Below are 14347 nucleotides of genomic sequence, written 5' to 3' on the forward strand. Positions count from 1 at the left end.
CAAACCAAATCCAATATTTAAAAAATAATGGACTGTATGTTGTTGCTTTGTGTAGTTTATGTAGTGGTCAACTAAATCCGGACACCATTTTAGCTAATTCTTCTGCTTTAGCAGGTGGTAGCCCATTGTTAAATTGGTGTGGCCTTTCCCAGTTATAATAATTCATCAGGTAGTAACCCACATCTCGTTTCGCTTCGTTTATCGAACAGTAACCGTTTGAAGGCACCCATTCAGATTTTAGACTTCTAAATACTCTTTCCATTGGGCTGTTATCCCAGCATTTGCCGCGTCGACTCATGCTTTATGTCATTCGGTAGCGCCATAGCCTCTGTCGGAATTTACGAGCACCATATTGTGAACCTTGGTCGCTATGGAACATAACATCCTGTGGCTTTCCCCTATGCTCATAGGCCATATCCAAAGCTTTGGCAGCTAACTCTGCGTCCGCTCGATTCGACAAGCTCCACCCAATCACACGTCGAGTAAATAAGTCGATAACCACCGCGGCATAATGCCATGAACTTCCTGTCCAAATGTAGGTGATATCTCCACACTAGACCTGGTTTGGCTGTTCCACATCAAACTGACGAGCCAATAAATTTGGAATGTCCGGCCGTTCAACTTGTACGTTTTTGTAAGCGTGCTTGCCAGGCTGCTTACTCATCAGTCCTTGCTCTTTCATGAGCCGACTCGCTTTGAACCGCCCCATGACAACGCCCTCATCGCGAAGCATAGCGACAATGGTGCGTGAACCCGCTGACTGACGACTTTTGTCGAAAAGGCGCTTCACCCTGGCTCGCAATATGCGCCTTTTAGTCTTGATAAGTCGTTGTCGTTTTTTACGTTCGTAATAACTACTGACGCCTACTCCCATCGCCGAACAGACCAATTCAGTTGACTCATGCTCTCTCAATCGGTCTATCAGCGTGTAGATTTCAGTTCGTCTGACATCAAGAGAGCGGTAGCCTTTTTTAGTATCGACTTTTCTCGTTCTAGTCTATTCACTCGAGCCTCGAGCTCTTGAATACGTTGCTGGTCTGTTGTTAATGCTTTGGACTTCGGCGTTGTACCGCCGCGCTCCAATTCCAATTGTTGCACCCAACTACGCAGCGTATTCTCATGGACATCAACTGTACGGGATGCCTCGGCATAGTTATAACCTTGATCGAGAACTAAACTCGCAGCATCATGTTTAAATTCCGGACTAAATGACCGGCGACTTCTTTTTACCATTGAACACCTCGTTTATCAGTGTAATGTTACCACTTAAAACGATATTCGGGTTTAGTCTGCCACTACATTAACCAATTTGACCCGTATTAGTGGATAGTCTACTTTTACTATTGTTACACTCCCTGATAATCTCTTGTACGTTCCATCGCTGAAGACAATACTTTTAGAGTTCTAGTGTTTATCCGAAAAACCCTGAGTTTCAACTTTTGACCAAGCCCATCAGCATTTAAATCGACTGCTAATTGACGGATCTCTATTTGCTGAAATTTTAAAAAACCTGTATTTCGAAAAATCAGCAAGACCCCACTAATCGGGTAAATAGGTATGATCCCTGCCAGGAAACCCTAACCAACGATGTTACTTTCTAAAAGTATGTTGGATTTTTATTAACGCCATTGTGCCCTCAATTTCCATTACCTATATCTTAATAATCGTAAGCTTTGTATTAAGGCTGACTAAAAGCGTGGAAATATACCATCGTAATTATTTGTCGTCACGGAACACCCTAACTCCACTCCCCTTAAAATAGTAAATATCTAATCAGAAATAATATTGGGCATTAGCGTAATTATTTACTTTCCTCATTTATTCCTATGTCATTGCTACCGTGCTATAAACTCTAAATATGAAAATTTCATGATATCAATTTAAAAATCAATAGAGGTTCTTATGCATATTGTTTGCCCAGATTGCTTTGCGACTAATCGTATCCCAGACAATAAAAATCACCTGGAAGGTCGATGTGGAAAATGCCAATCACTAATGCATACTCAGCAACCGGCCCAGTTAGATAATGAAAGCTTCTTCAAATACATTGGAAAAAATGACCTACCTGTTTTAGTCGATTTTTGGGCATCCTGGTGCGGCCCATGTCACATGATGGCACCGGTATTTTCTAGTCTTGCATCAGTGACAACCAATATTCTTTTTGCAAAACTCGATACTGAAGCAAATCAGCAAGTAGCGGCCGAGGCAGGGATTAGAAGCCTACCAACATTAGTAATGTTTTATATGGGTAAAGAACAAGATCGTATATCTGGTGCGTTAAGCGAAGCCCAACTGAAGCAATGGATAGTTCAAACCATCCAGAAGATAAGTTGAGCGTTTTTTATTATCTACTTAGCTATAATTCATACTCCTGTGAGTAAGTAGGTCAAATAAAGTAACATAGCAGCACGGGGCCCCAGTATTTAGTGGCTGAGCGCGTTATCATGGATGGTTGATAATAGGCTCTCTATTTCAAAAGGGCCATTATTTCAAGAGGGTCAGAGTCTGAGGTATCCCCACGAAATAAACAGAGAAGTAATTTAAAATAATTTGGAACATTCACGGTACTTGGTGATCAGATCAATCGCCAAACATCACTAAAGACTAATACCATGAATGAAGTTGTTATTTTGAAGAAGTTCCTTAGAGCTGTCACGCCCAAAATGCATAAAGTTAGACGAGCGTCATTAACGAGTTGTGTGAGCAGTTTGCTAAATGGAGCTAAAGCCAGTGTTACCAGCATGGGACGCGGTATTTCATCTTCAGCATATGAAAAACATCGCATTAAACAAGCGGACCGCTTGTTGTCTAATAAACACATTATTAATGAACAATTACCTATCTATCAAGCCATCTATACGCAATATACGAATGCTTCATCACGCCCTATTATTCTGATTGACTGGTCTGACTTAGATACGCATAAAGGCTGTTTTTTGCTAAGGGCTTCGGTAGCTTTTAATGGCCGAGGAGTGGCTATTTATCAAGAAGTTCATGATATGAGCACGAAAGAAAAACGGTGCACGCACAAGGCGTTTTTAGCAAAATTAAAGACGATTATCGATGACGATGCTAAACCGATAATTGTGACAGATGCTGGCTATAAAACCCCTTGGTTTAAAGAGGTCATTGCTCTGGGGTGGGACTTTGCAGGAAGAGTCCGCAAGCCTATGATGTATGTTAATCAAAAAGAAGACTGGGAGCATACCTCTGAGTTATATAAGCGAGCTACCAGTCAACCTATAGGGTTTACTAGCCATATTTGCCGCAGCCAACCTTTAGCATGTACCTTGGTGTTATTTAAAGGAAAAAGCAAAGGCCGACATAGCTTAACGCAACATAACATTGCCCGCCAATCTAAGTGTTCCAAGGTCCATGCAAGAGGTGCTACAGACCCTTGGTTAATTGCCACATCACTTCCTCGCACCAAAAGTTTAGGTAAAAAAATAGTCGCTATTTATCGACTGCGTATGCAAATTGAAGAAGAGTTTAGAGATATCAAAAGCAGTTTATTTGGATTGGGTTTTGAACACCATAAAAGCCGATGTATACACCGCATTGCAGTACTCATCCTTATCGCTACACTTGCCAGTATTCTGGCCAACATTATAGGTCTAGCAATGTTCACGGCTGGTTTACACCGTCGCTATCAAGCGAACACAGTTAAGGTTAGACGAGTATTATCGTTTCACTATTTAGGATTGAGAGGCTTCGTAGATAAGCATTTAAAATTGCTCAGCGAGCAATTTGAAACTGCGGTATTAAATATCAGAACTATGATAGCAGACAATTTTAATGATTGAATATTCGTGGGGATCCCTCAGGGTCGATCCCTCAGGGTCAGAGTAACTTGAAGCTGTTCTTGTGTTATGTGGACAGGCATAGAGCGCTGCAGGGAAGCACCACTGAACAAAAGCACCACGACCACGCGGTAAATACGTCCCTGTGCGCTTAGCGTTTTCATCCCTGAAAACAATATGTCGTGGCACTTATTCAGTATTCCTTCTTGTGAACATCTAAGCATTCGGTTGATATAAGCTTTTCGCTATTTTCGTAAGGCTCTCACATGGGGGTGATGGAGGCTGCTGTTAGCTTCGAAGAAGCGTTAGCCGACTGAACGGGCAGCATGGATGCTGCACTGGAGATACCACCTTGGAAGGTTGACACCTAGCCGTTTGATACGTGGACAGGCATTGCATGACATTTGAGGGGTTAGGTTTGGTGGTGCAAAATTAACGAAACAAAATGCTGAGCGTAGCGAATTCTAATTATTGAGTTATGTTTGCGCAAGGTGAGGCTGGCTATCTGACGGCGCAAAGCGTGATTACTTTACTAGAGAATCGAGAAAACTCCACCCCATAAAGGCACTTCGTTAGCTAAATCGCAGTCATAAAAAAAGGCTACCTAAATAGGTAGCCTTTCTTCTAAATGGGAGCCTGGCAGTGTGCTACTCTCACATGGGGAAACCCCACACTACCATCGCCGCTAATACGTTTCACTTCTGAGTTCGGAATGGGATCAGGTGGTACCGTATCGCTATGGCTGCCAGGCATAAACTGGTTGTCTCGTTTAACTTTGTAGTTAAACCAAACATTAACAAATCTGGAAAAGCGATATCGTAATCAAATCGAGTTGCGTACTCTTGCTTGTTTTACCAAGCCTGTTTTGTGTTGTCTTGTCACTCATTCAACACCAATGTCAAAGACATTTGGGCGTTGTATGGTTAAGCCTCACGGGCAATTAGTACAGGTTAGCTTAACGCCTTGCAACGCTTCCACACCCTGCCTATCTACGTCGTAGTCTTCAACAACCCTTTAGGACAGTTAAACTGTCAGGGATGACTCATCTTGGGGCTCGCTTCCCGCTTAGATGCTTTCAGCGGTTATCGATTCCGAACGTAGCTACCGGGCAATGCCTTTGGCAAAACAACCCGAACACCAGCGGTTCGTCCACTCCGGTCCTCTCGTACTAGGAGCAGCTCCCCTCAATCATCCAACGCCCACACCAGATAGGGACCGAACTGTCTCACGACGTTCTAAACCCAGCTCGCGTACCACTTTAAATGGCGAACAGCCATACCCTTGGGACCGACTTCAGCCCCAGGATGTGATGAGCCGACATCGAGGTGCCAAACACCGCCGTCGATATGAACTCTTGGGCGGTATCAGCCTGTTATCCCCGGAGTACCTTTTATCCGTTGAGCGATGGCCCTTCCATACAGAACCACCGGATCACTATGACCTACTTTCGTACCTGCTCGACGTGTCTGTCTCGCAGTTAAGCTAGCTTATGCCATTGCACTAACCTCACGATGTCCGACCGTGATTAGCTAACCTTCGTGCTCCTCCGTTACTCTTTGGGAGGAGACCGCCCCAGTCAAACTACCCACCAGACACTGTCCACAATCCCGATTAGGGACCTATGTTAGAACATCAAATATACAAGGGTGGTATTTCAAAGGTGGCTCCACACAATCTAGCGACTGTGCTTCAAAGCCTCCCACCTATTCTACACATGTAGATTCAATGTTCAGTGCCAAGCTGTAGTAAAGGTTCACGGGGTCTTTCCGTCTAGGTGCGGGTACACAGCATCTTCACTGCGATTTCAATTTCACTGAGTCTCGGGTGGAGACAGCGTGGCCATGGTTACACCATTCGTGCAGGTCGGAACTTACCCGACAAGGAATTTCGCTACCTTAGGACCGTTATAGTTACGGCCGCCGTTTACCGGGGCTTCGATCAAGAGCTTCGCTTACGCTAACCCCATCAATTAACCTTCCGGCACCGGGCAGGTGTCACACCGTATACGTCATCTTGCGATTTAGCACAGTGCTGTGTTTTTAATAAACAGTCCCAGCCACCTGGTCACTGCGACCCCCATTCGCTTACGGAGCAAGTCCTTCACAAACAGGGGCGTACCTTCTCCCGAAGTTACGGTACTATTTTGCCGAGTTCCTTCACCCGAGTTCTCTCAAGCGCCTTAGTATTCTCTACCTGACCACCTGTGTCGGTTTGGGGTACGGTTCGATATATCATAAGTTTAGAGGCTTTTCCTGGAAGCATGGCATCAACAACTTCAACACCGTGGTGTCTCGTCTCGTGTCTCAGGCTAATAGAATTCCGGATTTACCTAAAATTCTACCCTACGCACTTTCACTTGGATAACCAACACCAAGCTTGCCTAGCCTTCTCCGTCCCCCCTTCACTGATATACCAAGTACGGAAATATTAATCCGTTTCCCATCGACTACGCATTTCTGCCTCGCCTTAGGGGCCGACTTACCCTGCCCTGATTAGCATGGGACAGGAAACCTTGGTCTTCCGGCGTGGGGGTTTTTCACCCCCATTATCGTTACTCATGTCAGCATTCGCACTTGTGATATGTCCAGCTCGCCTCACAGCTCACCTTCAACCACTTACACAACGCTCCCCTACCATGTCTACAAAGTAGACATCCGCAGCTTCGGTATATTGCTTAGCCCCGTTACATCTTCCGCGCAGGCCGACTCGACTAGTGAGCTATTACGCTTTCTTTAAAGGGTGGCTGCTTCTAAGCCAACCTCCTAGCTGTCTTAGCCTTCCCACATCGTTTCCCACTTAGCAATATTTTGGGACCTTAGCTGGCGGTCTGGGTTGTTTCCCTCTTCACGACGGACGTTAGCACCCGCCGTGTGTCTCCCGGATATCACTCATTGGTATTCGGAGTTTGCAAAGGGTTGGTAAGTCGGGATGACCCCCTAGCCTTAACAGTGCTCTACCCCCAATGGTGTTCGTCCGAGGCGCTACCTAAATAGCTTTCGGGGAGAACCAGCTATCTCCCGGTTTGATTGGCCTTTCACCCCCAGCCACAGGTCATCCCCTAACTTTTCAACGTTAGTGGGTTCGGTCCTCCAGTTGATGTTACTCAACCTTCAACCTGCCCATGGCTAGATCACCGGGTTTCGGGTCTATACCTTGCAACTAGACGCGCAGTTAACGCTCGCTTTCACTACGGCTCCCCTAATCGGTTAACCTCGCTACAAAATATAAGTCGCTGACCCATTATACAAAAGGTACGCAGTCACAGAACAAGTCTGCTCCCACTGCTTGTACGTATACGGTTTCAGGTTCTATTTCACTCCCCTCACAGGGGTTCTTTTCGCCTTTCCCTCACGGTACTGGTTCACTATCGGTCAGTTAGGAGTATTTAGCCTTGGAGGATGGTCCCCCCATTTTCAGTCAAGATAACACGTGTCCCGACCTACTCGATTTCACTTAAAGTTCGCCTTTGTGTACAGGGCTATCACCTTGTATCGCTGTGCTTTCCAACACATTCCACTGGCTTACAATTAGCTTAAGGGCTAATCCCCGTTCGCTCGCCGCTACTAGGGGAATCTCGGTTGATTTCTTTTCCTAAGGGTACTTAGATGTTTCAGTTCCCCTCGTTTGCCTCATTAACCTATGTATTCAGTTAATGATACCGCCGAAGCGGTGGGTTTCCCCATTCGGATATCTGTGGTTCAAATGCGTTTTGTCAACTCACCACAGCTTTTCGCAGACTTACACGTCCTTCATCGCCTCTAACTGCCTAGGCATCCACCGTATACGCTTAGTCACTTAACCATACAACCCCAAATATCCTACCGCTTTGCTTCCTATGCTGCGTGGCTCTTCAATCTCACTCGGTTACATACAAATACGTATGCGCCCTCATTCGATTTTCGTATCCACTTGCCTAGAAACCAAATCGTTGAATATTCCGTTAAAGACATGAATGATTAACGGTATATTCTTTGGTTTGATTTGCGCCTTTTTATTCACAAATCATAGGTGCTCATTTAAGAGCTTGTGTATGCGTGACAAGTACTAATCACAAAATCAGATAGAGTACGCTTGAAGATTACTCTTCAATTATTACTCTTAGTTTTGATTACTTTTATCAGCTTTCCAAATTGTTAAAGAACGTTCGTGCAAAATTATCGAAACAAGAAACGTGAACGTAGTGAACACTGATTCTTGAGATAACATTTGCGCAAGGTGACTATCATTACATGACGTCGCTTACACAATGCACTTTTAAGGTTTAAAAAACCCTAATCAATTTATGCTATTACTACACATATTGATTAAGGTGCTTACTTCCTTTTAACGACGAGCCAACTATTTACGCGCAATTCGCGGCTAGGCAAGGCATTTGATGAGGACGTGTACCGCTTTTGTACACGACGAGTCAAATAACGCAGCATAGGCGTGAATTTGGTAGGCTTGGGCAGACTTGAACTGCCGACCTCACCCTTATCAGGGGTGCGCTCTAACCAGCTGAGCTACAAGCCTATTCTTGCTTTAGTCTAACAGCAATTGGTGGAGCTAAGCAGGATCGAACTGCTGACCTCCTGCGTGCAAGGCAGGCGCTCTCCCAGCTGAGCTATAGCCCCAATAGGCCGTCGTTCTTCTTTATTAACAACAAAACAATCTGTGTGAACACTGCATCACAAAAGTGATACCTATAGTGTAAGGAGGTGATCCAACCCCAGGTTCCCCTAGGGTTACCTTGTTACGACTTCACCCCAGTCATGAAACACAAAGTGGTAATCGTCCTCCCGAAGGTTAGACTAACTACTTCTTTTGCATCCCACTCCCATGGTGTGACGGGCGGTGTGTACAAGGCCCGGGAACGTATTCACCGCAACATTCTGATTTGCGATTACTAGCGATTCCGACTTCATGGAGTCGAGTTGCAGACTCCAATCCGGACTACGACGAGCTTTAAGGGGTCCGCTCCACATCACTGTCTCGCTTCCCTCTGTACTCGCCATTGTAGCACGTGTGTAGCCCTACTCGTAAGGGCCATGATGACTTGACGTCGTCCCCACCTTCCTCCGGTTTGTCACCGGCAGTCTCCTTAGAGTGCCCAACTAAATGCTGGCAACTAAGGACAAGGGTTGCGCTCGTTGCGGGACTTAACCCAACATCTCACGACACGAGCTGACGACAGCCATGCAGCACCTGTCTCAGAATTCCCGAAGGCACTGAGGCATCTCTGCCAAATTTTCTGGATGTCAAGAGTAGGTAAGGTTCTTCGCGTTGCATCGAATTAAACCACATGCTCCACCGCTTGTGCGGGCCCCCGTCAATTCATTTGAGTTTTAACCTTGCGGCCGTACTCCCCAGGCGGTCTACTTATCGCGTTAGCTTCGCTACTCACGGATAAAATCCACAAACAGCTAGTAGACAGCGTTTACGGTGTGGACTACCAGGGTATCTAATCCTGTTCGCTACCCACACTTTCGCACATGAGCGTCAGTCTTTGGCCAGGGAGTCGCCTTCGCCACTGATGTTCCTCCAGATATCTACGCATTTCACCGCTACACCTGGAATTCCACTCCCCTCTCCAAGACTCTAGTCGTACAGTTCTAAATGACCGTCCCAGGTTGAGCCCGGGGCTTTCACATCTAGCTTATACAACCGCCTGCGTGCGCTTTACGCCCAGTAATTCCGATTAACGCTCGCACCCTCCGTATTACCGCGGCTGCTGGCACGGAGTTAGCCGGTGCTTCTTCTGTTGCTAACGTCACAGCTGATGGGTATTAACCATCAACCTTTCCTCACAACTGAAAGTGCTTTACAACCCGAAGGCCTTCTTCACACACGCGGCATGGCTGCATCAGGGTTTCCCCCATTGTGCAATATTCCCCACTGCTGCCTCCCGTAGGAGTCTGGGCCGTGTCTCAGTCCCAGTGTGGCTGATCTTCCTCTCAGAACAGCTAGAGATCGTCGCCTTGGTGGGCTCTTACCCCGCCAACTAGCTAATCTCACCTGGGCTTCTCTTTGCGCGAGAGCTAAAAGCCCCCTTTGGTCCGTAGACGTTATGCGGTATTAGCTATCGTTTCCAATAGTTATCCCCCACACAAAGGCAAATTCCCAGGCATTACTCACCCGTCCGCCACTCGTCAGCAACTAGCAAGCTAGTTCTGCTACCGTTCGACTTGCATGTGTTAGGCCTGCCGCCAGCGTTCAATCTGAGCCATGATCAAACTCTTCAATTAAAGTTTCGAAATATGAATTTTTTTGGTAAACACTCTTATAATGAGTGTCCACACAGATTGTCTTGTTATCAATTGTTAAAGAACATTTTGAGCTAATCTTGCCAGCAAATATGTAAACATTATCACTCGGCTTTCTTGCTCAAGGTAAGCGTCGCATTTGACGTCACCCGATAAATCTTTTTCCTTGCTGAAGTTTGACTCTAAGGTCTCTCTCAAGCGGGAGGCGTATTCTACACTCTCCGGATTCGGTGTCAACCTTTTTTGTTTAGAAAATTTTAATTTATTTTCGAAACGTTTCTGGTTGAACCCCGCTTCACACCTGCCCTAGAGCTGTGTCACAGATTTGTCATTTGACTCTCTGTGAATGAGTGTTCTTGTAAGAACTCCCCGAAGCGAGGGCGCATTCTACAGTTACCAAGATGAACGTCAAGGGCTTATTTGAAATTAATTGTTATTTAGCCAATTTTTAGTCCATAGCTAGGGATAAAAACTTCGATTTAGATACTTCCTATATAAAGGCAGGATTAATCAAGTTTGAAATCTACTACAGTCTGCTTGGGATGAGCAAAGGAATCAAAAATAATGTCCAAATTCCCGTTGAAGTGCTGGGTAAAATTCAAACCAAAAGTAGTCGATGAGTGTCATCTATTTTAACAGTTCAAGGGAATAACTACCCACTCCTGAAGTTAAATCATATAAAAATCATGCAGATGCATCTAAGGAACGATATTTGCTTAGTAAAAACTAATATCTGATACGACACATAATAAATAATAGTCGACAGATTACTTTAGCGTTATAGTTAACGGACCAAACCAAAGAAGTTTGGATAACGTTTTCTATACGTAGGCAGTACCCATTCTGCTTAATAATTATAATTATATATAAATAAAGGAAAATTCTATGTTACGCAAACAGCTAACAGTGCTCGGTACAGGGTGCTTCTTGGCGATGTCTGTACATAGTGCTTTTGCATTATCAAATTCAGACCGTAGTCTACTCACTTTAGATTCAACGAGCCTTAACTCGGTTCCTTCAAAATCTCGCTACATAGTACAACTAAAAGATGCCCCAGCGGCTACGCGACAAGGTGCAAGTAGCGCATCGATACCAGATCGATTTGAAGGTCAATTCAATGAAGCAAAATATGATGCAAATTCTGCAGCATCTATTGCTTATCGGAAAGGATTAGTAAACAAGCAAAAAGCAGTCATGAATAGTGTTGGTGTTACTGATGCTATTTACACCTACGAGCATTCATTCAATGGTTTTGCCGCAAGTTTATCACCAGCTCAGTTGGCCAAGTTAAAATCTAATCCAAATGTATTAAACATTTGGCCTGATGAACTTCTTCAGATGGATACATCAAATACACCAGCATTTTTAGGGCTTACTGCTCCAGGTGGATTACATACCCTAGGTACTAAGGGCGAAAATGTAATCATTGGTGTAGTAGATTCTGGTGTCTGGCCAGAAAATCCAAGTTTATCCGATGATGGTTTTGATCCAATCGAAATCAGTCGCCCAGATTGGGCCGGTGAATGTGATACTGGAACAGATCCAGAGTTCGCCTGTAACAATAAATTAATCGGTGCCAGGTATTTCAACGATTCATTCGCTCAAAACAACACCATTTTACCGGGCGAGTTTGATTCTCCCCGTGATGCAGACGGTCACGGTACTCATACTATTACCACAGCAGGCGGGAATGAAGGTGTAACAGCGTCATTACAAGGAATTGACATAGGTACTGTATCTGGTATCGCCCCCCGTGCTCGAGTTGCAGCATACAAAGTCTGTTGGAATGGCAGTGCTGTGGGTAATAGTGGTTGTTTTTCTACAGATTCAGTAGCAGCAATCGATGCAGCAACTGCAGATGGTGTAGATGTGATTAACTACTCAATCAGTGGTAGCCGCACTGCTATGACTGACCCCGTGCATGTTGCGTTTTTTAACGCCGCTCGTGGTGGTGTGTTCAGTTCATTGTCTGCTGGTAACTCTGGTCCTGGTCCGCAAACCGTTGCACACAATGTACCTTGGGTAACCACAGTTGCAGCTTCGACATATGAAGGTGATGCGGCCTTAGTAGGCAATATCCTTGAAGTCAATGATGGCGACACTATCCGTGATTTATTCTCAATTCCTGGTGCAATCACAAGTCCTATCCCTGAAGAAGGTTTAAGTGGCGAATTAGTTGCCGTAACGCCAGCTTTGGCGTGTGGCGATGGTGTAGATAATCCTGCTGGTGAACTTGAAGGTAAAATTGCACTTATCGCGCGTGGTACTTGTAATTTCAGTATTAAAGTATTGAATGCACAAAATGCCGGTGCAGATGGCGTTGTTATTTACTCAGATGACAGGCCAGCAATCGCGATGGGTGGTGATGGAACTGGAATTACCATTCCTGGCGTAATGATCTCTAATCAAGATGGATTGGATTTAGCCGGATTGGTAGATGAAGTTGTTGTAAGCGTTAATATGACCAACGAAGGCACCGCAAGTTCAGCGCCTCAAATTGGTAATCAAATGGCGGGATTCTCGTCACGTGGTGAAAGTTTAGCGACTGCTGATATCATCAAACCTGATATTACGGCTCCTGGTGTGCAAATTTTAGCGGGTACTTCTGGCGCTCAAATCGACTCTGGTACAGTTGGAGAAAGCTATGCATACTTGAGCGGTACATCTATGTCCTCGCCTCATATTGCAGGTATGGCAGCATTAGTAAGAGAAGCTCAACCTAACTGGTCGCCTTCTGCAATCAAATCTGCGTTGATGACTTCATCTTATCAAGGTGTTACTAAAGAAGATGGCAGCACGCCTGCTGACCCGTTTGATTTTGGTGCTGGTCATGCAAATCCAAATAGTGCGGTGGATCCAGGTTTGATCTACGATGCAACTTTCAATGACTATTACGCATTCTTATGCGGAAGTGGTGATGCAGCATTTGTTGAAGCCGATTACTTCTCCGGTGCCTGTGGCGCTCTGGAAAATGCAGGCTTCCCAACTGACGCGAGTGACTTAAATATTGCGTCGATCGCGATTGAGTCATTATCTGAAACACAAACGATTAGACGTTATGTTAATAATGTAAGTGACTCAGATACCTACACTGCCACTGTTGAAGCACCTGCAGGTGTTGATGTAGAAGTAAGTGTATATGACTTTGATTTAGGAACATTTGTATCAACTAACACCATGAGCTTTAATGCAGGTGGTTTAGGTGTGTATGAAGTTACCTTTAGCAAAAATAGTGACGCAGTACTAGATCAATGGACCTTCGGTTCAGTGACTTGGTCAGATGGTATTCGCAATGTATATAGCCCGGTAGCGCTTAAAGCTACTGTACCACCTCGTGTAAATGCTCCAGAGTCGGTTAACGTTGTTGCTACACGCTCTGCTGCAAGAGTAACAGTGCCAGTAGACCTAGCTTATAATGGTCGTTTCTTTGCACAGGGTATTGGTCTTGATACAGCTGATGTTTCATTCAGTACAGTAGCACAAGACGAAGATGGGTCATTTACGTTTAACGAACCTGGACTTGGTTTCTACTTTGTAGATGTACCAGAGGGAACTCGCATAGCTAAATTCGGACTTAAATCAGAAGATCAAGCAAATCCTGCTGTAGATTTAGATCTTTTTGTCTATGCATGCCCACAGTTTAGTTGTTCTGAAGTTGGCACAAGTACCAATGCTGCTTCTGACGAATCTGTAGTATTAATTGACCCTGTTCCTTTAGCTAATCTAGGAAATAGCGACATTTACGTAGTATTTGTACTAGGTTGGTCGTTAAATGGTGCAGATAGCGTTGTAGCACCGTTACATGTATGGACTGTAGATGAATCTGGTTCGACTAACATGTCGGTTAGAGCATCTTCTCGTGCAGTTGACGGTCGTACTAATAATGTATTTGTTGGTATGCGTGGATTACAAAGTGGTGAAGACTATGTTGGCGGAATCATCTACACAGATGAAAACGGCGACGAGAATGGTTTGACTGTTATTGAAGTTAAAGCTCAATAAGATACAAACTATTAAATAAAAAATCCGATATGTGGGTTACCTGATATTAATTCTGGTTAATCCATATATAGTGGCTACAAAATCCATAATTAGTTTACTGATTATGGATTTTTTTTTGCAATTGACCTTAAGCACAACTCGCTAGCTATCAGCAACCCGAATTTTGAACCTAGTAATAGTGCTGCAACGGCGTAATAGCACTCTAAGACCCTAGTTGCCTTATATAATTAAATCAATAACAAGAATCTGAATAAAGACTTCACAGCAGTAATATAACGATCTCCACGTCACCTACAAACAAAT

At 44.7% G+C, this 14347-nt stretch carries 3 protein-coding genes, 2 tRNA genes, 3 rRNA genes and 1 pseudogene; 3 read left to right on the plus strand and 6 right to left on the minus strand.

Translation table 11 applies throughout. The annotated features are described in order from the left end of the window. Positions 1 to 67 precede the first annotated feature (67 nt). Positions 68 to 1233, minus strand: a pseudogene (locus QR722_RS11670) (IS3 family transposase). 669 nt (positions 1234 to 1902) lie between these two features. Between QR722_RS11670 and trxC the strand changes: the two are divergent. Together trxC and QR722_RS11680 are read left to right on the plus strand one after the other, a co-directional pair. Beyond that, positions 1903 to 2334 carry a thioredoxin TrxC gene (gene trxC, locus QR722_RS11675; RefSeq protein ID WP_286283030.1) on the plus strand — a complete coding sequence of 144 codons (432 nt, stop codon included), beginning with the start codon at positions 1903 to 1905 and terminating at the stop codon, positions 2332 to 2334. A 278-nt stretch (positions 2335 to 2612) separates the two neighbouring features. Then, complete coding sequence (locus QR722_RS11680) at positions 2613 to 3803, plus strand: IS4 family transposase (protein ID WP_286283031.1); 1191 nt, start codon at positions 2613 to 2615, stop codon at positions 3801 to 3803. 631 nt (positions 3804 to 4434) lie between these two features. Here QR722_RS11680 and rrf read toward each other — a convergent pair. From rrf to QR722_RS11705, 5 genes are all read right to left on the minus strand, one after another. After that, positions 4435 to 4550: ribosomal RNA gene (rrf, locus tag QR722_RS11685) — 5S ribosomal RNA — on the minus strand. Positions 4551 to 4719: 169 nt separating this feature from the next. After that, a 23S ribosomal RNA gene (locus QR722_RS11690) occupies positions 4720 to 7601 on the minus strand. A gap of 634 nt (positions 7602 to 8235) precedes the next feature. Next, a tRNA-Ile gene (locus QR722_RS11695) sits at positions 8236 to 8312 on the minus strand. A 25-nt stretch (positions 8313 to 8337) separates the two neighbouring features. Beyond that, positions 8338 to 8413: transfer RNA gene (locus tag QR722_RS11700), tRNA-Ala, on the minus strand. Positions 8414 to 8490: 77 nt separating this feature from the next. Beyond that, a 16S ribosomal RNA gene (locus QR722_RS11705) occupies positions 8491 to 10024 on the minus strand. Together the 16S, 23S and 5S rRNA genes with 2 tRNA genes alongside form the textbook arrangement of a ribosomal RNA operon. Before the next feature lie 903 nt (positions 10025 to 10927). Between QR722_RS11705 and QR722_RS11710 the strand changes: the two genes are divergently transcribed. Continuing rightward, positions 10928 to 14044, plus strand: coding sequence for a S8 family serine peptidase (locus tag QR722_RS11710; protein ID WP_286283032.1), 3117 nt, complete (start codon positions 10928 to 10930; stop codon positions 14042 to 14044). Positions 14045 to 14347: the final 303 nt, after the last annotated feature.

The organism is Aliiglaciecola sp. LCG003, from assembly GCF_030316135.1.
Taxonomy (GTDB): domain Bacteria; phylum Pseudomonadota; class Gammaproteobacteria; order Enterobacterales; family Alteromonadaceae; genus Aliiglaciecola.

Bases quoted from the DNA above. Each gene is read 5' to 3' on its own strand.
- trxC (WP_286283030.1), top strand. From the start codon at position 1,903: ATGCATATTGTTTGCCCAGATTGCTTTGCGACTAATCGTATCCCAGAC.
- QR722_RS11680 (WP_286283031.1), top strand. From the start codon at position 2,613: ATGAATGAAGTTGTTATTTTGAAGAAGTTCCTTAGAGCTGTCACGCCC.
- QR722_RS11710 (WP_286283032.1), top strand. From the start codon at position 10,928: ATGTTACGCAAACAGCTAACAGTGCTCGGTACAGGGTGCTTCTTGGCG.